Source organism: Bacillus sp. CPT56D-587-MTF (genome assembly GCF_058792335.1).
The window spans coordinates 718,920-741,213 of record NZ_JBYTEF010000001.1 but is presented as its reverse complement, the minus strand read 5'-3'; the positions used below and the strand labels follow the sequence as shown (position 1 = coordinate 741,213).

The window sequence follows — 22,294 nt, the reverse complement described above, 5'->3', positions numbered from 1 at the left end:
ATTAGGGTTTTATTTACTATTCACTTACGGTGTACCTGCCAATCCCCATAAAATAACAACCGCTACAAAATAAATCGCTTTAATCGCTATTACTAAACATAATGAAACAATTGCATATTTACTTAATTCTCTTCTTGCACCTATTAAAGTGAAAATAACCGCCAAACTAAATGTTATATAAGAAGCTGCTGTATGTATTAAGTTATACGTAATATCTAGATTGCTTGTAAGTCCTGTTATATCAGCTACAAACTGAAGCATGATGATCGTACTAAAAAAAATTGCAAACTGATTCATTACCTTTCCATTTATTTGTAACTGCATTGTTGTCCTCCTTATTAAAAACTAAATATTCAATCAATTTTATCATTAGATTACAAAAAAAGGAATCATCTCTTTATACTATTCTATAACGATGCAAACAAAGAACGCTTAGTCACCTAAGCGTTCCTTTCTTTAAGAAGCTTTCTTCAAATCAATTTGAGCAAGTACTGGGTCATGGTCGCTTACACGTCCGTGCTCTTTCATTATATTTGAGTTTAAGTGCACTGGATCTACAATTGTGTGTGGTGCGATATTATTTGTTACTAAAATATGATCTAACACTTGTGCATTTCCTTCGTGAATGTACGTGTAACGATTCTCTTTTGGCACTGTGTTTAACATATCTTTTAAGATTGTTCCCTCTAGTGTTTTTAGTGGTTTAGAGAATTCGAAATCGTTCATATCACCTAACACGACAACTGGTGCATTCGTATTCTTTTTCTGAATTCCTTGCACGAAATGATTTACTTCTTGTGCTAACTGAATTCGTTTGTCTTCACTTTTTAATACGAGCGGCTGCACTTTTCCAAATGGCGTTGCATCTCCTAGTTTTGAGTTTAAGTGATTTGCAACGACAACAATGTTTTGTCCTTGGAACGTAAATTCTGCCGCTAACGGTTTACGTGTACTTTCAAATAATGGATTTTCGTCTCCAATACGAACAACATTTTTATCAAGTAACTTTGGTACCGGCGCTAATTTCACGCGTGATGGATTATAGAAGAAGCCGACGCGAATATTCGCTCCTGGTGCTCCTCCGTCTTGATTATTGTTTGGAGCGATTTCTACATACTCATACTTCGGTCCACGAATTTCTAGAACTGCATCAATGATACGTTTTGCGCTTAATGACGCATCTGTTGTACCGTCATTAATTGATCCGTTATTATCTTGCATTTCCTCTACACCGATAATATCTGGCATTTTTAAGTTGTATTTAATAGAATACGCTAACGCTTTTACCTTTTCATCTGTTGTTTCTTTTTTATTCGCTGAGAAGTTTTCAATGTTATATGTAGCAACCGTTAACTTATCAAGACGAGGCTGAATATTTGCGCCTACTTGCTTAAATCCACCATCCACTACAGCTGGCAGTTCTGTTATTGGCGAAATACGGAAAGAACCGTAATCATATCCTACTACCCCTGTTATATCTCCAGTGAAAGTATCTCCTACTTTTGCTACATAATCACGAGGTACTTTTACAGAAAGGCGCTCTGGGTTTAATTGATTTTCATCTAATAGAGGTGTGCCATATTGTGTTACTATTTTATCTCCACCATTTTTTACTGTTACATATAAATTTCCGTTTTTCTGAGGTGTAATAATTTTTGGTGTTGGCATCGTAACACGCATACCTTCTATACTTTCATAAAAGTCGATTGCATCTTCATTTGGATCAAATAAACTAAATGCATCATTATCAATAATCTGGTCTGGGATTTTCACACCGTTTTCCCCAAGTACAATCGGTGCCGGCAAAGATTGATCTTTTGCGATTACAGCAACGCGACTCGCCTTAATTTCTGTCGTCGTTAAGTCTGTTTCAAATCGCTCTGCATATCCTGGTCCAACATATTCTTCTACTACTCCATCAACTTGAATAAGATCTCCTACTGCTACATTCGCATCTTTTTTATATACGTACATACCTTCTGAAGTAGCTGGATCATTATCTGGCTGATTGTCTTCTATATAAAAACCGTTTTTATCAAGCGCTGTGACAACGCCTTCCACATTGTTTACTTTCTTCCCGTTGTAAGGAGACATATGTGATTTTCCTTGAATGTCATGAATACGAACCTGTTCATTATTTACGATAATAAATGAAAATGTCGAAATTGCTGAAGAAGTAAGTCCTTCTTTTTCTGCGATTGCTTTCACTACACTATTTTCATTCACTATAATCTGTCCATTATAACGAACACTTTTATTAGTAGGATTAGAGCCATCTAACGTATAGTAAATTGTTGCACCTTCTGTATTCGTCGTTAATGTTACCGCTGTTCCTTTAGCAACTTCTCCGCTGTTCGGTGAAGCTACTACATCGCTAACACGGTTTTGTCCTTCACCTTGAAACTTATAAGCTGTTACTGATTTTAGACCTGGGTTACTAAAATATAATTCAAGAGTCCCAGTCAAACTAACTTTCTTCCCGATATTTTCAGGGTGATCTTTTACATTCACTGCCGTTCTCACATCACCTTTTGGCAACTGAACGGGCATGATTTTGTCTGGATTCGTTTCGTTTGGCGAATCTGCAATTGCTACGTTTGTATCATCAAACTTAGCTGGATCCTTCGTATATTTAGAAGAACTTTGCGTATATCCGACAATATATCCTTCCACAATCCCCTTCGTTTTCCCTTGCTGCTTAAATACTTGAATTGCTTTTTCTACTGACATAGAAGCAGTTTCTTCTGCTTGCGCTAAAGTTCCAGTAAATGAAAGCAATAGCAAGAATGATAAAAAGACGCTTAACAATTTCTTCACAGCCATTTTCCTCTCCCTATTTCATATTTTCTCAGCATTTCTATCATAACAAATGATTCGTTATATAGAACTATTTTTCGACAAATTTTACAAAAGATTCATTTAATTTACAAGCTTTCAAACTATAATACAAAATAATAATTTTACACCTTCTACAAATGCACTCTATAATGTTAGAGAGAGAAAACAGAAAATATCGACATTTGATTGGCATGTAAAATGGATTCATTTGAATAGGAGTGATTGGATGGAAGTGCAAACAGAAACATACCGCGCAGCTATGAATGGAACATTAGAACGTCATTTTTCAGATATGATTGCTGTTATACCAACTAGAATTACAATTGAGCAGTTAAAACAACGGCTAGAAAATATCGCTACTAAAGTTGATGAGTTAAAAATTGTTTATAGTGATGAGACAAGCCTTATTGTTGAGTTACATATGGATGAAACAATCATACCGTATGAACTGCATATTGATGAGGCGAATGACCCAGAAGAATATAAAATGTACAATAGACAAGATTCTACAATTGTAGATCGTAATTTTGAAGATGCGGCTTTCGGTACTGAAATTTTCACTCGTACGCTATTTGTAGGCGATGTACTCGACTGCTTTTTCCAGCAAATACAATTTTTATGGAACCTCGCCCCAGATTTGTTATTTGTAATCGATTCAAGTGCAGCAATGAAAGTGATATCTAGAAACTATATTGAATATCACGTTGAAAATGAATTATTACCTGACATTCCTGACTTATACGTTATTCATTCCGTTTATGAAGACGATAAAGAAGGCGAGCCTACGCAATATTGGTTTCATACACACGGCCTTTTAAGAGCGGGCGTAACTGAAATAGAGTTAATTATTCCAAATCGCATTTCTTCCTACTACGGCATTGGCGATCTCTTTCAAACATTTGCTAATAATGCCGTTGAGAATGGACAAGTCCCTATGAATGAGCCTATCGTTATCGCGCATAGTCAGCAAGGTTCTATACATACAGTCGCTGTTCCGTGGGAGAAAGGATTATCTTATATAGGGCATAAAACGAGTATGGACCAATTATCTTCAATCGAGGATGAAGAAGTGAAATTACAGCCAATAGATGCACAAAATACATTCTTAGGCGGAATGGATGCCCGAGATGAATACCATCAATCTCCATCCGTTCTCTTATTCAAATTTAATACTTCAGAAGAATATATTGAAAGTTTTTTCAAAGAACACGAGGAAGCTACAGGGCTCATGTTCTATAAAACAAATAGTGAAACCGATCGTATGGCTTATAATGCGAAAAATACTTTCGGGTATTTCAGCAACATTTTTCAAATTGAAAAATCCAATGAAGAGTTTCGTTTTCTCGCTAAGTTTGGTGTTTCCTATGAAGAGGGTAAAAGCGAACATATGTGGTTTGAAATGCAACATATTACAGAAGACCTGATTCAAGGAATACTCATCAATGAACCATATTTTATAGAAGATATGAGTGAAGGAAATAGTTATCATTTAGATTTTGATAACTTAACAGATTGGGTTATTTATGCAGGAGATGCTGTTATAAAGCCAAATAACTTATATATGTTTATTGGCGAATAAGTATTTTATATAATAAACGAAACGCCTTCAATATGATTGAAGGCGTTTCTTATAATTTATTGTGCGATTAATTCAGCATCTATTACTTTCTCCAAATGAGATAATACACGCTTTGCAGCTTCCTCACCTTGATTCATACAGTCTGGAAGTCCAGCACCAGCATAGGAGCTACCTGCCAAGTATATACCTGGCAACTCTTTCTCCATAAATGTTGTGAGCTTTTTCATTCGCTCGTTATGACCTACTGTATATTGAGGCATCGCTTCTTTCCAGCGACTTACGATTGTAAACTCTGGATCCTCTGTAATATCCATCGTCTTCCTTAAATCTTCTAGTACGAGCTGAACGAGTTCTTCTTCAGTTTGTTCTACAACCGCTTCATCACCAGCACGTCCAACGTAACAGCGAAGGAGTGTTTTTCCTTCTGGCGTTGTATGTGGCCATTTTTTATGCGTCCACGTACATGCTGTAATGGTGTAATCGCTATTTCGTGATACGACAAATCCTGTACCATTAATATCGCGCTGGATTGCAGACTTTTGGAAAGCAAGTGCCACATTCGCAACGGATGTGGCTGGAATATTACGGAAGAAACGAAACTGCTTGTACTGAGCAAACATGGACGGCAATACTTTATGCGAAGTTGCCACTACGATGGCGTCCGCTTCTATTTCTTTTCCGTTACTAAGAGTAATCGTATAACCATCACCCTGTTTCGCAACTTTTTCAATGCGAGTTCCCTTTATTATCGTACCTTCATGCATCTTTGCTTCGAGAGATTTTACGATAGATTCTAAACCTGTTTTCACTGTTTGGAACATTCCCTTTTTCGGTTCAGCTTTCTCTTCTTTCGGAGCGAGCGTACGCATACCGAGTGAAATACTGCGATGTTTCTGCTCAATTTGATACATTTGCGGGAATGTTGACATTAAGCTCATTTCATCAATATCCCCTGCATAAATACCCGATAGTAACGGCTCTATTAAGTTTTCAACCACTTCGTTTCCAAGACGATGTCTGAAAAATTGTCCGAGTGATTGGTCAGATACTGGCTTTGACCTCGGCATTAATAGATCAAAGCCAGCTCTTAGTTTACCAATTGGGGAGAACAGCCCGGAAAATAGAAACGGCGTAATTTGCGTTGGAATTCCCATCATTGATCCATTCGGCATTTTATGTAACCGATTGTTTACAAGGATAAATGATTGACCGGCTTGATTATTTACAAGTTCATCGCCAAGACCTAATTCTTTCACTAATCTAGCTGCACTTTCTTTTCGTGCTAAGAAAGAATCTGGTCCGCGCTCAATTGTAAATCCATCTTTTCGAACGGTTTGAATTTTTCCGCCAAGTTTACCCGATGCTTCTATAAGTAATGTATCAATCGGCAAGTTTTTTTCATGAATATTTTTTTGTAAGTTATACATTGCTGTTAATCCAGTGATGCCTCCGCCGATGATCACAACCTTTTTCCTCAAGCAGGCTCCCCCTTTCTTCTTACAGTACAGATTCTTTTTTCTTTAATACAACATCTGTTAAACAATCAATAAATGCGTCCGATGCATTTGGCATTTCTGGACGATAATATTCCGCGCCAATTTCATCCGTTACAACTTTACACTCAAAGTCGTTGTCATATAAAACTTCTAAATGTTCCGCAACAAATCCAACTGGTGCATATACGAATGAAGTATAACCGTGCTTTTCATTTAGTTCTCTCGTTAAATCTTGTACATCTGGACCAATCCAAGGATCTGGTGTGTTTCCTGCACTTTGCCAGCCTACTGCATAGTTTGCTACTTCAGCTCCGCGCGCGATATAGTCCGCTGTTTCATTTAATTGATCTGGATATGGATCGCCCATTGCAATAATTTTCTCTGGTAAGCTATGTGCAGATACGATTAATACTGCTTTTTCACGCTCTGCATCTGACATACCGTTATATATACCTTTCACTGCATCGACCCAGTACTGGATGAATTTCGGCTCTTTATACCAGCTATCAATGCCATGAATTGTTAAGTTTCCAAGTTTCTCAGCTTCTTCTTGTGCTCGTCCAACGTACGATTTCACGCTAAACGTAGAATAGTGAGGTGCAAGAACAAGCGCGATTGCATCTTGTATTCCGTCGTTATGCATATCTTTCACTGCATCTTCAATAAACGGTTCAATATGTTTTAAGCCAAGATACATATGGTACTCTACTTCATCTTGTACTTCATTTAAACGCTTCTCTAACTTCTTAGCTTGCTCTAATGTAATAGTAGCTAAAGGAGAAATACCACCAATTGCACGGTAACGCTCTGTTAAATCTTCCAGCATTTCAGGACTTGGCTTTCTTCCTCTGCGAATATGTGTATAGTAACGTTCAATATCTTCTTCTTTATATGGCGTTCCGTATGCCATTACAAGCAAACCAATTTTCTTTTTCATACAGCAATGCTCCTTTACTTCGCTAACTGCCCTTTAGAGTATTCATGAATAAATGTAGTTAAACGTTTTAATGTATCTGGATTTACTTCTGGGAATACACCGTGACCTAAGTTAAAGATATAACCCGGCTGTTTCATCCCTTGATCTAAAATACTTTTTACATGTTCTTCAATAACAGACCATGGTGCAAGTAAGAATGAAGGGTCCATATTACCTTGTACCGCCTTATGAACGCCCCGTGCACGTGCTTCTTCAATCGGTAAGCGCCAATCTAAGCCGACTACATCAAGCGGTAAGTCGTGCCACTCATTCACTAAGTGTGCAGCTCCTACGCCGTGCATAATCATTGGAACACCCATCTTACGAACTTCTGCAAAAATACGCTCCATTGCTGGTTTAATAAATACGCGATAATCCGCTACATTTACTGTTCCAACCCAAGAATCGAAAATTTGAACTGCTTTTGCTCCTGCGTTAATTTGCGCTTTTAAATATGTAATAACCATATCTGCTAGTTTATCCATTAAAGCGAACCAAGCTTTCGGCTCTGCATACATGAACGCTTTCGTATTATGGTAGTTACGAGATGGACCGCCTTCAATCATATAGCTCGCTAATGTAAATGGAGCTCCTGAAAAACCGATTAACGGTACGTCTAACATTTCTGTCGTTAATAAACGAATTGTATCTAGTATGTACGGTACGTCATCTTCTGGATTGATTTCCCCTAGTTTTTCTACGTCTTGTAAAGAACGGATTGGGTTATCGATAACTGGGCCAATACCTGATTTAATTTCTACATCCACACCAATTGCAGGTAGTGGTGACATAATATCTTTATAAAGAATTGCTGCGTCTACGTTATACTGATCAACCGGCAATTTTGTAACGTAAGCACATAACTCTGGATTGTGTGTAATTTCAAATAAAGAATACTTTTCTTTAATCTTTCTATATTCCGGCTGTGAACGACCTGCTTGACGCATATACCATGCTGGTACATAATCAGTACGTTCCCCCCTACATGCTTTTAAAAATGTCTCATTTATAGTTCTTACCAAGACCCTTGCTCCCTTCCTTACCAATGCTTCGAATACGTTCGATATTTATCTTTTTTTACTATACAGCTTGTAAAAACAAAATGCATAATATTATGTACGTTGTTCATTAAATTGACACAAACATTCTTAAAAACGCTTACTATTTTCACAACATTCTTATTATAACACAGAGAAAAACTATGGTTTAGCTACTTTTGACTTTTCTCCTTCACGATTCGTTTGTGTATTATATGGTACAACGTAAAAGCTCGGTTTTGAAAATATGTTAACGAACTTTTCCTCATATTCCCCAGCACCATTTACAGTGCTAACATGCGTATGAATTCCGTTCTCCACTCTATAGATTCGGTACATAATTCTGTTATCTGGAAGTGGCGTCCAGCTTAATTTTGCTTTAAATAAACCGAAAGGGCTAAATGATAATTTCATTTTTACATCTTCAATTTTGCGCAGCCGAATCGGAGCGCCGATTGTTTCCACACCTTCAGGCTTCATAAACTTCTCTTTATGTTCTACATTAGCCTTCGTTAAAATTTTCTTAAACAATTTTGTCGCAGATGCACTTTCTCCTTGCAACTGATGCTCCTTATCCGTACGGTCATAACCAATCCAAACAGCGCCTACTAAGTTCGGTGTATAACCAACGAACCACATATCTCTTGCTCCCTTATCGTCATTTGGCAATGAAGTTGTACCCGTTTTTCCAGCTAACGCACCGTTATATACACCCACTCTTGCTGTCCCTTCCTTCACAACTCCTTCTAGCATTTTCGTCATATACCATGCTGTCTGCTTCGAGAAGATTTTTGTCTCTACTTTTGGAGATTCCCCAATGACTGCACCGTGTCTGTTTAATACTTTATCAATAACGTGCGGCTCGATAATATTTCCATTTGCTAAAAATGAACGGTACATTTTTACAAGATCAAATGTTGAAACGCCATTTTTCAATCCGCCAAGCGCTGTACTTAAACCAGCATCTGCAATATGAACATTTCCTTTTTCTAAATATTGCTTTCCTTCTTCTACCCCTAACTCATTTAATAAAGAAACTGCCGGTACATTTGCCGACTCTAAAATCGCATCATACATCGTCATTTCTTTTGAATACTCATGATTATAATTTCGAGGTTCATACTCTTCAAAAGAATTTCTTTCATTCGTTAATAAAGAATACGGATTATACTTTTTCGTTTCTAGTGCTGGTGCATAAACGATAAGTGGTTTTAAAACAGATCCAGGCTGCCTTTTGGCAAAAACACGATTAAATCCTCTCGGGACGTACTTTCTTCCCCCAATCGCCGCTTTAATCCCTCCCGTACGATTATCCATTAATAAGAAAGCACCTTGCGCCCCCTCTTCTTTCCCAGGGAAATTCCTTGCATCTTGAAACTGGTTATATGCTACCTTTTGAATCTTTTCATCCATAGGTACGACAAACGTATATCCTCCGCGAAGTACTTCTTGATGAGACAATCCGTATAAACGAGCGGCTTCATCTATGACCATATCAATATACGGCATATATGCAAGCTCATTCTCATCTAAATTTTTATATAGAGCAATTGTCTTCCCTTGATAACGAACGCTTTCTTCTGCAGTCAAATAGCCTTGTTTATGCATAAGCGACAACACTAGATCACGGCGTTCCTTACTCTTCTCTGCAGAATAGTACGGTGAATATCCGTTTGGTGACTTCGGAAGGCCTGCAAGCATTGCCCCTTCCTCTACTGTTAAATCCTCAACATTTTTATTAAAATACAACTTTGCTGCCGCTTGAATACCGTAAGCCCCATGACCAAAATAAATATGATTCATATACATTTCAAGAATTTGTTGCTTCGTATATTTTTGCTCTAATTGAAGAGAAATTGCGACTTCCTTCAATTTGCGCGTAAATGTTTTTTCACGAGTTAAAAAGACGTTTTTAGCGAGTTGCTGCGTAATGGTACTACCGCCCTCTACCTTCTCTCTAGCTAACGTATCTTTATAAAGAGCACGGAATATAGACGGATAATCAATCCCTTGATGCTCATAAAAACGAGAATCTTCCACCGCAACAAACGCCTGCTGCACATACTTCGGAATTTGCTCGATCGGTACGAGCTCTCTATTTTCTACGTATAATTTCGTAATTTCTTTCCCTTTCTGGTCAACGATACGTGATGAAGAGTGGAAAACGAGCTGCTTTTCATCCATCATATAGCCACCAGCTAACACGATAAGTTTATAGATTACAATCGCTACTACGAACGTTGCGACGCCGCCTAATAAAGTCCACTTTACTTTCTTCATACATCGTCCTTCTTTCCAAATGATGGTACATTTATTATTTGAAAAAGAAGTATCTTTATGTATATAATCTTCGAAGTTTTTTAAGAGAGTTGATATAATAGAAACAAACTATTAAGGGGGCATTAAAATGAAGGCTATTATTTCATACGAAACACCTCTAGAACAAGCACATTTCACTGCAAAAAATGATGAAAAAAATATGTTTTATAAAGAAAATACAGAAGAATCTGTAGAAGGTTCACTTCAGTATGACGTACTAGATGCTGTCGGTGAATTTAAAGGACAACCTGGCTATATCGTTTGTAACAACATTTCTGTCACAGACGAAGGTCGCCCAGTATTTGAAAACCGCTTTAAAAACCGCGCAGGCCTTATTGAAAACGAACCAGGATTCCAAGCAATCCGTGTTCTACGTCCATTAAGTAACGATACATACGTCATCTTAACGATGTGGGAAACAGAGCAAAACTTTAAAGACTGGACAGAATCACGTTCATTCGAAAACGCTCATAAAAAACGTCCCACGCAAGCAGAAGGACAAGCTCCAGCGCATCCACATGCGGAACAGCAAAAGAGTATTTTCTCTCGTCCATCTTTTGTGACTACTTTTGATGTGTTAGTTTAATTAAAACATAATACAACACTAACAGTACGTGAAATTATATTAACGATTTTCCGAATATATCTATCATATCTTTGAATATATCAACGATTTTCCGAATATATCTATCACATCTTGAAATATATCAACGATTTTCCGAATATATCTATCATATCTTGAAATATATCAACGATTCGACTAAAGATATCAATTTAATAACAAAAAGGAAACACCATTACACACCGGTGTTTCCTTTTTCTTTGTACCAATTATATATACGAAGTGAATCTTTTTTTCTCATATGCTTTACTTCATAACCGCGCCCAGCTACCGCTACAAGAGTTGTACATAATTCATCTTTTCTTTGAAAATACGATTGATTATAACCTACTGCTTGAACATGTCTTCTTCGCATTATTCCTGTATATTTCGAAAAATTACGATATACAACCTTTAGTTGATTTTCTCTTAATTCATAACCGCCACTTTTATATCTAGCATACGCAAGTAACGAAAACACGATAAATAACGGTAAAATAACAAACAACGCAATATATTGTTTAAAATATATACTCACGCTGGCAATTAGAACTGTGAGTATGATACTTATTAACCAGCCCATAATGAAATAACGACGCAACGCTGTTTTTGGTAAGTGAACGATCTCCGCTTCGATTTCATATGGTAACTCTAAATATGTGATCAGGTGCTGTACATCTTTTTTCTTCATAAATGGATGCAACATTACTTCGTTACTTGCTGCTCCAATACTTTGAATTGCTTCCACTTCAACAGCACAATAGCCAAACGGCTGGCGAAGCATACCTTCTTTTACAGTAATCGCTTGAATGCGGTGCAATTTTAAGACAAACTCTTTCTTTTCAAATAATCCTTGAACGATACGAATCTCTTCCCCTTTTCGCTCAATTTTAAAGTTTGCATATTTCAACACATATCCAGCCGTGGAAATAATCCACGAAATTGCCATTAAAATTAATGCAATTACAATTAGTTTATAAACACCGTTTCCCATCACATACGCTTCTACTTTACTTGTGAATCCTTCAGGAAGAACAAAATCAAACTTTGTGTAAAGAAGTACTAGCCCAGAGAACACTAGTCCGAACCGACCAGATGTAATCGCTGCGGCTAAAACCTCTTTCGCTGTTAACTGATAAACCGTCTTGCTTTCTTCCTCTTCTATTTCTTCTTTTACAGTAGTTTCTTTCTTATGTAATAAAGAAATTAAATGTTTTGCCTCGTCTTCTTTAATACCAGCCAACATCACTTCTGGTTCATTACCACCACCGGCTACTTCTATATTTAACTTCATAAGTCCGAGCATTTGATAAATGATGTTAGAAGACGTACTAATATTTTGTACACGCTCTTTATTTAAATAGCTTTCCTTCTTTACAAAAACACCGTGCTTTATATGTAAAATATTATTCTCAATCCAGTACACTTTAAAATACCATTTAATTGCTGAAAAAATAGCCATGATGAATAAAACAACCAGAAGAAAAAGATAAAATAAATACCAAGGTTCCACTTGTTCATCAGGTTTAAATAAAACAAGAATAATAAGTGGCAACAAACTCGCAATCCTAATACCTAACAATATCGTAATCGGATGTTGCCTCTTATACATCCTTATCACTCACTTTCGCAAGTTCTCCAATTTGTCTTTTCAGCTGTTCTGCTTCTTCTTTCGTTAAACCTGGAATACTATGAGAAGTTGCGGCTGTTGAAATATGTAATTCTGCTAAATTATACTTTCTCATGATCGGCCCTTGCTCAATCGTTACGTGCTGCACACGGATCATCGGAATAAGTACGCGTTTTACAACAAACATTCCCTTTTGAATCTCAATCTCTTCTTCATTTAATCTGTAACTATAATAGCGTTGACGTAAATTTGGAAACACAAAATAATCAAGGGGAATAAATGTAATAGCTCCTGTTACTAATAGTCCGAACAACCAGCCCCACCAGTTAAAGTTAATCATAAAAAAGAAATACGCAATTACGACTGTTAGTATAACTACCGCCCCAATTAAAGCGTGCATCCTCCACACTTTCAGCATATTAGAATGAATCTCCCTTTCTAACGGCTGCATCTCATCACTCCAATTCTATGAATTTATTACTTATATATTATCAAAAAATAAGGTTTTATATACATTTTTGTAAATTTATAGTCAAATAAAAATAGTTGAATCAAAAGCATATTAAAGAAACACATACCTCAGTTTTGAAAATTATGTATTATAAATATGAATTATATTGAACTAAAATAAACCTTACATGATTCATGCAAGGTTTATCGTTTTATACACAATATATTTCATTATTGTTGAGATATACTAGCATCGCTTTCAATTTGCTTTTCTTTTTGGCTTAGCTTTTTATCTTTAGATTTTTTTAATGTTAAAGTCATGCCAATAAAAATAAAAAGAATTCCTGTTATTTGCATTAAAGTTGGACGGAATCCAGTAAGTACAGTATCTAATAATATTGCCACTGCCGGATCTAAAAAAACTAATATTGAGATGGTTTTTGTAGATAAATAGCGTAAACTATCAAAAAACAGATAATATACTATCCCTGTGTGAATAAAACCAGTAGCTATAATATATGTCCAATTACTTTGAGTGAGGCCACTAAAAGCATCTAAATCTATAAATGGTATTAAAAGAAATATCCCCAAGAATGTTTGTAAAAATGTCATTGCATACGCACTCATTTTGTTAATCCCTTTACCAAATAAAGTTGTAAATGCATAAAAGAGAGCTGCAAGAAATCCCCATATCATACCTGAAGACATTAATGAGCCGACAGAGAAGCTTCCATCAATACCAGCAATTAATAAAGCTCCTGCAAAACACACAATTATTGAAATGATAGATATGAATGTTAATTTTTCTTTAAAGACGATACTTCCAATTAACAGTACAATTACTGGTGCAAGATGATAAACTGAGATAGCAATGGTAACTGACATATTTTCAAAGGCTTTAAATAAGAAAACCCAATTAAATACTAAGAAAAAACCACATATTAAAACTTGAATAACTTCTTTTCGTTCCCATTTATCTTGTTTATATTGCCCTGTAAGCAACCAGCATACACTTAAAAATATTGTCGCAAAAATACACCTTACAAACACTAATTCAAACGAAGGTAAGTTTGTTTGAACAGAAAAAAATCCAACTGATCCAAAGATAACCATTGATGCTATCATCTTTAAGGCCGGTACCGTTTTCTCTTGCTTAAAACTCTTTTGAAGCAAATTAATCCCCCTCCAATAAAAACTCGGTTTATAGTGAGAAAAACACCAGCCTAAAAAAAGGACAGGTGCTTTTCCTCAAAAACACTCAATTGTAATCATTACTATTATCTAAAATATAATCTGGTGAATCAACATACTTTATATACCTTGAATAAGATCTAGCACGGCATTCACTGTACGCATCATCTTCCAAATTATAATAATCTAACTGTGCTTGTGTTAATAAACGATGATTCTCTTCCTCTTGTAAAAAGATTTCATTTGAGATTTCAAGGAATCCTTTAGATTCAAATTCATGTACCTTTTCTTCTATGCTAAACCCATTCATTTTACTAAGAACAAACGTCATTATAAAAACCTCCACACTATTGTATTTTTCTATCTCACCCTATGTTAGAAATGCAATAAGTAACCGAGATTCTTGCTTAATAAAATTTAAAATTATGATATTCAATTAATACACCAAATGAAATATATGTAATTCATTAAAATTATTTATTAAGCAATATTATATATCCTTTTGGTTATTTTTTTAATTATCTGAAGATTTATCAACATTAGTCTTAATATTCGAAATTAAAGAAATGGATTTTTCAGAAAGATAAAACTGCGCGTATTGCAATTATTTATGTATATAACTTTTTTAAAAATTATATTTTAAATATAGCTAGGGTGTGTCTAAAAACTGTTGTTCATTGTGTTAATCGAAAAATGGCAGCGATATACACAAAGGCTAAAAAAGAAGATGCCAGCTTATCATACCGTGTTGCGATTCTACGGAAATGCTTGATTTTATTGAAAAAACACTCCACTAAATGGCGTTCTTTATATAAATACCAATCCACATTCCAAGGAGCTTTCGCATTTGATCTGGGTGGAATGGTATAGGTTGCTTCATGATTGGTAATATAGTTACGAATCGTATGAGAACCATAGGCTTTGTCACCAAGAATATTGCTGCCCTTAATTGGTATTTCATCCAAAAGCTCGCAAACTGGAGTGCTATCAAAAATATTTCCGCCAGTCAAATGAAATAAAATGGGGTTGCCTAAACCATCAACAATTGTATGGATTTTGGTAGTTTTTCCACCGCGACTCATGCCAATATGCTGATGAAACTCATGATTTATGGCCTTTTTTTTGCACCAGCACTATGTTGATGCGCTTTGATACTGGTTGAATCTATGCTGAGATTTTCAAAATCCGGTTCAGCATTTAATTCTTGAAAAATGGTCAGTAGGACACCTTCATCACGCCATTTGCAGAAGCGAGCATACACGGTTTTCCATAAGCCGTAATGGTCCGGCAAATCACGCCAGGGAGCGCCGCTCCTAGCTATCCATAAAATAGCATTGAACATTTCACGATTACTTCTTTTAGGCGGACGACCAGTAGAATACGGTGGGAAAAAGTCTTTGATTTGTTCCCATTGTTCATTTGTAAGTTCGTAGCGGCGTGGCGTCATAGAAAATACCTCTCTCTAAATGGTTTGAGGTAATCCTACCATAGAAATAGTTTTTAGACACACCCTAGTTTTTTATAATTTTTTTGATATAATTACATACGGGAAAAGGGAAGAATTTTGTCTTCCCTTGTGTTTTTATTTGCATCTAGTACTTTTGCTAGATGCTTTTTTTTATGCTAAAAAAGGTATCCTCAAATACTTTGAGGATACCTTTTCACCTTTATTATCTCTGCTGTTTTCTACCTAATACGAGTAACCCAAAACTCATCATTACAAGAAGTGCTCCCATATATGGTTCCACAGGCATTTTCTGCCCTGTCTTCGGTAATTCTTTTTCAGGTTTCTCTGGATTCGGTGTCCCTGGCTTTTCTGGATCTGGTGTTCCAGGTTTTTCTGGATCTGGTGTTCCAGGTTTTTCTGGATTCGGTGTTCCAGGTTTTTCTGGATCTGGTGTTCCAGATTTTTCTGGATCTGGTGTTCCAGGCTTTTCTGGATCTGGTGTTTCTGGACCTGGTGGTGCTAAATGATTCAATTTGTTTAATACTTCTAATTGAACTGCATTTATCATTCCATTTGTAATTTCAAATGGAATTGGATTAGTTAATTTTTCATATCCCTTTGGTGCTTCTACTTCTACTAGTGTGTAGTTACCTACAGATAGATCTGTGATTTTTGCCTTTCCATCTTTATCTGTTGTTACTTTCACTACTACTTTTCCCTTTTCATCATGAACTTCAAACACAGCTCCTGATAAGACTTCCTTGCTTTCAGCGGCCATTTTTGTAATCTCCACTGAACCTTTGTCTAACTGTTCGTTCTCTACTTTCAATGATAAGACTTTTGTCATACCTTTTGTAATTTCGAATGATACTGGTTCCGTTAACTTTTTGTAACCTGGTAAGCTCTTCGTCTCTACTAATTTGTATTTTCCTACTGATAGATCTGAAACGTTTGCTTTTCCTTCTTTATCCGTCGTTACTTTCGCAACTACTTTGCCTTTTGAGTCACGTACTTCAAATACAACATTTTCTAATGGTGCTTTACTGTCTTTATCTATTTTTGTGATTTCTACATTCCCCGTATCTACCATTTCATTTTCTACAGTGAACGCTAAAGATTTTGTCATACCTTTTGTAATTTCAAATGGTACAGGCTTTTCTAATTTTTTGTAGCCTGGTAAACTCTCTACTTCTACTAGCTTGTACTTTCCTACTGATAAATCTGAAACTGTTGCTTTTCCAGCTTTATCTGTCGTTACTTTCGTTACTACCTTGCCTTTGTCGTCTTGTACTTCAAAGACTACACCTGCTAACGGTGCCTTATTATCTTTATCTATTTTTGTAATTTCTACTGAACCTTTGTCTAACTGTTCATTCTCTACTTTTAATGATAAGACTTCTGTCATACCCTTTTTAATTTCGAATGATACTGGCTCTGTTAGCTTTTTGTAGCCTGGTAAGCTTTCTACTTCTACTAGTTTGTAATTCCCTACAGATAGATCTGAAATTTTCGCTTTTCCTTCTTTATCTGTTTTTACTTTCGTTACTACTTTGCCTTTGTCGTCTTGTACTTCGAAGACTACGCCTTCTAATACTTTTTGACTATCTTTATCTACTTTTGTAATTTCTACTGAGCCTTTATCTACTAATTCATTCTCTACTTTTAGTGATAAAACTTCTGTCATACCTTTTTTGATTTCGAATGATACTGGTTTCGCTAGTTTTTTATATCCTGGTAAGCTTTCTACCTCTACTAGCTTATATTTTCCTACTGGTAAATCTGAAATTGTTGCTTTTCCTTCTTTATCTGTTGTTACTTTTGTTACTACTTTGCCTTTTTCATCTTGCACTTCGAATGTTACGCCCGCTAATACTGCGCCACTTTCTTTGTCTACTTTTGTAATTTCTACTGAACCTTTATCTAACAGTTCGTTCTCTACTTTCAATGATAAAACTTTCGTCATACCTTTTGTAATTTCGAATGATACTGGTTCCGTTAACTTTTTGTAACCTGGTAAGCTCTTCGTCTCTACTAATTTGTACTTTCCTACAGATAAGTCTGAGATTTTTGCTTTACCATTTTTATCTGTTTGTACTTCTGTTACTACTTTTCCTTTGTCGTCTTGTACTTCGAAGACTACGCCTTCTAATACTTTTTGACTATCTTTATCTACTTTTGTGATTTCTACTGAACCTTTGTCTAACTGTTCATTCTCTACTTTTAATGATAAGACTTCTGTCATACCCTTTTTAATTTCGAATGATACTGGCTCTGTTAGCTTTTTGTAGCCTGGTAAGCTTTCTTTCTCTACTAATTTGTACTTTCCTACAGATAAGTCTGAGATTTTTGCTTTACCATTTTTATCTGTTTTTACTTCTGTTACTACTTTGCCTTTGTCGTCTTGTACTTCGAAGACTACGCCTTCTAATACTTTTTGACTATCTTTATCTACTTTTGTAATTTCTACTGAGCCTTTATCTACTAGTTCATTCTCTACTTTTAGTGATAAGACTTCTGTCATACCTTTTTTGATTTCGAATGATACTGGTTTCGCTAGTTTTTTATATCCTGGTAAGCTTTCTACCTCTACTAGCTTATATTTTCCTACTGGTAAATCTGAAATTGTTGCTTGTCCTTCTTTATCTGTCGTTACTTTTGTTACTATTTTGCCTTTTTCATCTTGCACTTCGAATGTTACGCCCGCTAATACTGCGCCACTTTCTTTGTCCACTTTTGTAATCTCTACTGAACCTTTATCTAACTGTTCGTTCTCTACTTTCAATGATAAAACTTTCGTCATACCTTTTTTGATCTCGAATGATACTGGTTCTGTTAATTGTTTGTAGCCTGGTAAGCTTTCTTTCTCTACTAATTTGTACTTTCCTACAGATAAGTCTGAGATTTTTGCTTTACCATTTTTATCTGTTTGTACTTCTGTTACTACTTTGCCTTGCTCATCTTGTACTTCGAAGACTACGCCTTCTAATACTTTTTGACTATCTTTATCTACTTTTGTTACTTCCACATTTCCCTTGTCTAACATTTCGTTTTCTACTGTTAAAGCAAGAGATTTTGTCATACCTTTTTCAATTTGGAAAGTAATCGGATCTACTAATTGTTTATATCCTTTTGGTGCCTTTACTTCTACTAACTTGTATGTGCCGACTGATAAATTAGTAACTTGTGCTTGTCCTTTTTTATCTGTCGTTATTTTAGCGACTACTTGTCCTGCTTCATCTTGAATCTCAAATACTGCATCAGCTAAAGCATCTTTATTTTCTTTATCTACTTTTGTAATTTCTACATTTCCTGTATCCACTAATTCATTTTCTACAGTCAATTGTAATGCTGTTACTCTACCCTTTTCAATTTCGAATCAAATTGGCTTTTCTAGTGGTTTGTATCCTGCCGGTGTTTCTACTTCTACCAACTCATACTTTCCAATAGATAAATCTGAAACGTTTGCTTTTCCTTCTTTATCCGTTTTTACTTTCGCAACTACTTTTCCTTTTGAATCACGTACTTCAAATACAACATTTTCTAATGGAGCTTTACTATCTTTATCTATTTTTGTTATCTCTACATTCCCTGTATCCACCATTTCATTTTCTACTTTTAATGATAGAACCTCAGTCATGCCTTTTTTAATTTCAAATGATACTGGTTTTTCTAACTTTTTATAACCAGGTAAACTTTCTACCTCTACTAATTCATACTTTCCTACAGGTAAATCTGAAACATTTGCTTTTCCTTCTTTATCTGTCGTTACTTTCGTAACTTCCTTACCCTTTTCATCTTGTACGATGAATGTTACTCCCGCTAACGGTGCTTTATTATCTTTATCTATCTTTGTTATCTCTATATTTCCCGTATCTACCATTTCATTTTCTATTTTTAATGATAAGATCTCGGTCATACCTTTTGTAATTTCAAACGATACTGGCTCTGTTAATTTCTTATAGCCTGGTAAACTTTCTTTCTCTACTAATTTGTACTTTCCTACTGATAGATCTGAGATTTTTGCTTTACCATCTTTATCTGTTTTTACTTCCTTTACTACTGTTCCAGCTTCATCTTGCACTTCAAAGACTACGCCTTTTAATGCTTTTTTGCTGTCTTTATCTATTTTTGTAATTTCTACTGAACCTTTATCTAACTGTTCATTTTCTACTTTCAACGATAGGACTGTTGTCATACCTTTTGTAATTTCGAATGATACTGAATCTGTTAGCTTTTTGTAGCCTGGTAAACTTTTCGTCTCTACTAATTTGTACTTCCCTACTGATAAATCAGAGATTTTTGCTTTACCATCTTTATCTGTTTTTACTTCTGTTACTACTTTGCCTTGCTCATCTTGCACTTCGAAGACTACGCCTTCTAGTACTTTTTGGCTATCTTTATCTATTTTTGTAATTTCTACTGAGCCTTTGTCTAACTGCTCATTTTCTACTTTTATTGCTAAAGCTTTTGTCATACCTTTTTTTATTTCAAATGGTACTGGTTCTGTTAGCTTTTTATAACCTGGTAAGCTTTTTGTCTCTACTAATTTGTACTTTCCTACTGATAGATCTGAAACGTTTGCTTTTCCATCTTTATCTGTTACTACTTTTCTTACTACTTCATCTTTCTCATCTTGGACTTCAAATTCGACACCCGCTAATACTGCTCCGTTTTCTTTGTCCACTTTTGTAATTTCTATATTACCTTTGTCTACCATTGCATTTTCCACTTGTATTGGGAATATGCCGTCCCCTGTTACATTTACTTCGAACTCTGCTTCTTTTAATTGGTAGCCTTCAGGCGCTTTCGTTTCTTTTAAAATATATTTCCCTGGTGCTAACGGTTTAGAGATTGCCTTACCATCTTTATCTGTAACAATATGTTCGACTACTATACCGTCTTTTACTATATCAAACTCTGCATTTGCTAATGGTTTTTCACCATTTTCCGAATCAATTTTCTTTACTTCAATTTGACCCTTTTGCATAGTATTTTTAATTTCAATTGTTTTTGTTTCTCCAGCTTGAAGTGTAACCTCTACTGGTTCTTTTAATTTTTGATATCCTTCTGGTGCTACTGTTTCATAAACTTTATACGTTCCAGGAGCTAAAGTTTGAGGTACTGAAAAACCTTTTTCGTCCGTTTTTAGTTTTGCAACAACTTCATTTGCACTATTTCGAACTTCAAATTCGGCACCTTTTAACCCTTTGTTCAGATCCTCAGAATCTATTTTATGAATCGATACTGTACCGTCTTTTGGAGCTTCAGGCGGCGTAATAGTTACTTCTTTTGATGTTAATGTTTTATCATCAAAATGTAATTCCGCTTTATTAGGAATCTTCTTATCTACGTAAGAAGATAAGTCTGCATTATTTTTAATTTTCGCCTTGATACTAAGATTGATTCTCTGGTCTTCATATGACTTATAGTCAAAATTCTCACCAAACGTAAATGTTACTTCACTTCTTTGCTTATCTATCTTTAACGTCCCTTTAGAAGTAATATCTTGGCCATTTTGATCATACACTTTTGCCTCTAATACTTCTAAAACATCTTCTAAATCATCACGAATTACCATTGATGTGTATTTAGGAGGATCGTTTGGTATATGTGTACCAACTTGGTATTGAATCACTTGATCCATTTGTGTTAGCTGCTCATTCTCTACAAGCTTGCCATTCTCATCAACTATATTTTTTTCAATACTAGGTGGATTATCGTCACCTGAACCGGTTCCTCCCCCACCACTTACGAATACTTGTCCTACTTTTTCTTCAGTTTTAATATTTTTACCTTCTAATTTCACAGTATTTTTATGAGGCTTTGCAGAAGGATTAGTAATCTTTGTTTTATATCTTAAAATATAACCTTTTGAACTGTCTGGAAACTCAATTGTAAATCCAGCCTTTGTTGCATTAATTTTAATGTTAGATAAATCTGCTGGCTTAATATTTGTTGGTGCATAACCATCTTCAAATACAGCCTCTTCTAATACTACGCTGTCTGTAATTAACTCATGCCCAGGTCCTAATGTATCTGTTAATTTAAGATCTTGCATTTCTGTTCCAGTTGCATTTACATATACAAGCCAATCAGCAATCGAAGGATCTTCTTGATTATAAGAACCCCATTTCAATAGATTATCTGTATTGGGCTGTGGCTTCGGTCTCTCTGTCGTATTACTTACATTTACTTCTTTATTGACGATTTGACCATCAACGTTAAATTCTAATGGAATTTCTTTAACACCATCATATGCTTCTAGACCAAAGTAGAATTCTACGAATAAAGAACCTTTAATGTTATTCTTTCCTTCTACGTAATCCCCCATAGTACACGTTAATAGACCCTTTTTCATCTCACATGTACCAACTGTTTTTCCTTCAGCATCTTTTAAAGGAAAACTCATATTCATAAGGTCTTTTCGAAACTCTTTTGGCATATCAATTGTGAATTGATCTCCACTTTTTATTTTTTCTTTAGCTGACCACTTCACTTCTACTTTCATACCATCTGAGGCTTGATACGGTTCAGATGTCGTGCCATCAGTACGGGAAATATTAATTTCGTCCACTGGACTTTTCATCACAGCAGCTTGAATAACTGGAGCCCACACATTCAGCACTGAAAATAATACTAGAAAAACTAATGAAACCATTGAAATATGTCTTTTAGTACTTTTCATTTGCATAGTTCCCTCCTATTTTTTATATTTATATAACAAAAAAAG

At 35.4% G+C, this 22,294-nt stretch carries 12 protein-coding genes and 2 pseudogenes; 2 read left to right on the top strand and 12 right to left on the bottom strand.

Going from position 1 to position 22,294, the window contains the following annotated elements; translation table 11 throughout:
- Positions 1 to 24: 24 nt before the first annotated feature.
- Together AC3WVZ_RS03885 and AC3WVZ_RS03880 are read right to left on the bottom strand one after the other, a co-directional pair.
- Positions 25 to 324, bottom strand: coding sequence for a hypothetical protein (locus AC3WVZ_RS03885; protein ID WP_001176843.1), 300 nt, complete (start codon positions 322 to 324; stop codon positions 25 to 27).
- A 132-nt stretch (positions 325 to 456) separates the two neighbouring features.
- Positions 457 to 2,823, bottom strand: a complete 2,367-nt coding sequence (locus AC3WVZ_RS03880) for a DUF6359 domain-containing protein (RefSeq protein WP_233936049.1) — start codon at positions 2,821 to 2,823, stop codon at positions 457 to 459.
- Positions 2,824 to 3,064: 241 nt separating this feature from the next.
- On the opposite strand from AC3WVZ_RS03880, the gene AC3WVZ_RS03875 reads away from it, so the two are divergent.
- Positions 3,065 to 4,417 (top strand): DUF4026 domain-containing protein, encoded by a 1,353-nt coding sequence (locus tag AC3WVZ_RS03875; RefSeq protein ID WP_000453703.1) that lies wholly within the window; start codon positions 3,065 to 3,067, stop codon positions 4,415 to 4,417.
- Positions 4,418 to 4,473: 56 nt separating this feature from the next.
- Here AC3WVZ_RS03875 and hemY read toward each other — a convergent pair whose 3' ends face one another.
- The 4 genes from hemY to AC3WVZ_RS03855 all read right to left on the bottom strand — a co-directional run bounded on the left by hemY (position 4,474) and on the right by AC3WVZ_RS03855 (position 10,206).
- Entirely contained in the window at positions 4,474 to 5,895 is a 1,422-nt protein-coding gene (hemY, locus tag AC3WVZ_RS03870; protein ID WP_078186690.1) for a protoporphyrinogen oxidase, read from the bottom strand.
- Positions 5,896 to 5,914: 19 nt separating this feature from the next.
- Positions 5,915 to 6,850: a ferrochelatase gene (gene hemH, locus AC3WVZ_RS03865; RefSeq protein ID WP_167316574.1), complete on the bottom strand. Its 936-nt coding sequence runs from the start codon at positions 6,848 to 6,850 to the stop codon at positions 5,915 to 5,917.
- A gap of 14 nt (positions 6,851 to 6,864) precedes the next feature.
- Complete coding sequence (hemE, locus tag AC3WVZ_RS03860; RefSeq protein ID WP_013141801.1) at positions 6,865 to 7,911, bottom strand: uroporphyrinogen decarboxylase; 1,047 nt, start codon at positions 7,909 to 7,911, stop codon at positions 6,865 to 6,867.
- Positions 7,912 to 8,088: 177 nt separating this feature from the next.
- Positions 8,089 to 10,206: a transglycosylase domain-containing protein gene (locus tag AC3WVZ_RS03855; RefSeq protein WP_233936047.1), complete on the bottom strand. Its 2,118-nt coding sequence runs from the start codon at positions 10,204 to 10,206 to the stop codon at positions 8,089 to 8,091.
- Positions 10,207 to 10,333: 127 nt separating this feature from the next.
- On the opposite strand from AC3WVZ_RS03855, the gene hmoB reads away from it, so the two are divergent.
- The gene (gene hmoB, locus AC3WVZ_RS03850; protein WP_000644062.1) at positions 10,334 to 10,831 is read left to right on the top strand and encodes a heme-degrading monooxygenase HmoB; all 498 of its coding nucleotides are present in this window, start codon (positions 10,334 to 10,336) and stop codon (positions 10,829 to 10,831) included.
- Between the two features lie 211 nt (positions 10,832 to 11,042).
- Here hmoB and AC3WVZ_RS03845 read toward each other — a convergent pair whose 3' ends face one another.
- The 6 genes and pseudogenes from AC3WVZ_RS03845 to AC3WVZ_RS03820 all read right to left on the bottom strand — a co-directional run bounded on the left by AC3WVZ_RS03845 (position 11,043) and on the right by AC3WVZ_RS03820 (position 22,255).
- A complete protein-coding gene (locus AC3WVZ_RS03845) occupies positions 11,043 to 12,458 on the bottom strand; it encodes a PH domain-containing protein (protein WP_233936045.1) in 1,416 nt (471 codons plus the stop codon).
- Positions 12,451 to 12,927, bottom strand: a complete 477-nt coding sequence (locus tag AC3WVZ_RS03840) for a PH domain-containing protein (RefSeq protein ID WP_001182728.1) — start codon at positions 12,925 to 12,927, stop codon at positions 12,451 to 12,453. Before AC3WVZ_RS03840 ends, AC3WVZ_RS03845 begins: the two co-directional genes overlap by 8 nt.
- A 230-nt stretch (positions 12,928 to 13,157) precedes the next feature.
- A complete protein-coding gene (locus AC3WVZ_RS03835; protein ID WP_000939624.1) occupies positions 13,158 to 14,099 on the bottom strand; it encodes a DMT family transporter in 942 nt (313 codons plus the stop codon).
- A 91-nt stretch (positions 14,100 to 14,190) separates the two neighbouring features.
- Positions 14,191 to 14,448 (bottom strand): annotated as a pseudogene (locus AC3WVZ_RS03830) (hypothetical protein); the annotation flags it as partial.
- 343 nt (positions 14,449 to 14,791) lie between these two features.
- Positions 14,792 to 15,564 (bottom strand): IS5 family transposase gene (locus AC3WVZ_RS03825; protein ID WP_425594293.1). Its coding sequence is split into 2 segments (ribosomal slippage): positions 14,792 to 15,234 and positions 15,234 to 15,564, totalling 774 coding nucleotides; the frame shifts between segments, so codons are not numbered across the junction.
- A gap of 223 nt (positions 15,565 to 15,787) precedes the next feature.
- Positions 15,788 to 22,255 (bottom strand): annotated as a pseudogene (locus tag AC3WVZ_RS03820) (SpaA isopeptide-forming pilin-related protein).
- Positions 22,256 to 22,294: the final 39 nt, after the last annotated feature.

Excerpts from the sequence above, each read along its gene's own strand:
- AC3WVZ_RS03845 (WP_233936045.1), bottom strand. The coding sequence starts at position 12,458 with ATGTATAAGAGGCAACATCCGATTACGATATTGTTAGGTATTAGGATT.
- hmoB (WP_000644062.1), top strand. The coding sequence starts at position 10,334 with ATGAAGGCTATTATTTCATACGAAACACCTCTAGAACAAGCACATTTC.
- AC3WVZ_RS03855 (WP_233936047.1), bottom strand. The coding sequence starts at position 10,206 with ATGAAGAAAGTAAAGTGGACTTTATTAGGCGGCGTCGCAACGTTCGTA.
- hemH (WP_167316574.1), bottom strand. The coding sequence starts at position 6,850 with ATGAAAAAGAAAATTGGTTTGCTTGTAATGGCATACGGAACGCCATAT.
- AC3WVZ_RS03880 (WP_233936049.1), bottom strand. The coding sequence starts at position 2,823 with ATGGCTGTGAAGAAATTGTTAAGCGTCTTTTTATCATTCTTGCTATTG.
- AC3WVZ_RS03875 (WP_000453703.1), top strand. The coding sequence starts at position 3,065 with ATGGAAGTGCAAACAGAAACATACCGCGCAGCTATGAATGGAACATTA.
- AC3WVZ_RS03885 (WP_001176843.1), bottom strand. The coding sequence starts at position 324 with ATGCAGTTACAAATAAATGGAAAGGTAATGAATCAGTTTGCAATTTTT.
- AC3WVZ_RS03840 (WP_001182728.1), bottom strand. The coding sequence starts at position 12,927 with ATGCAGCCGTTAGAAAGGGAGATTCATTCTAATATGCTGAAAGTGTGG.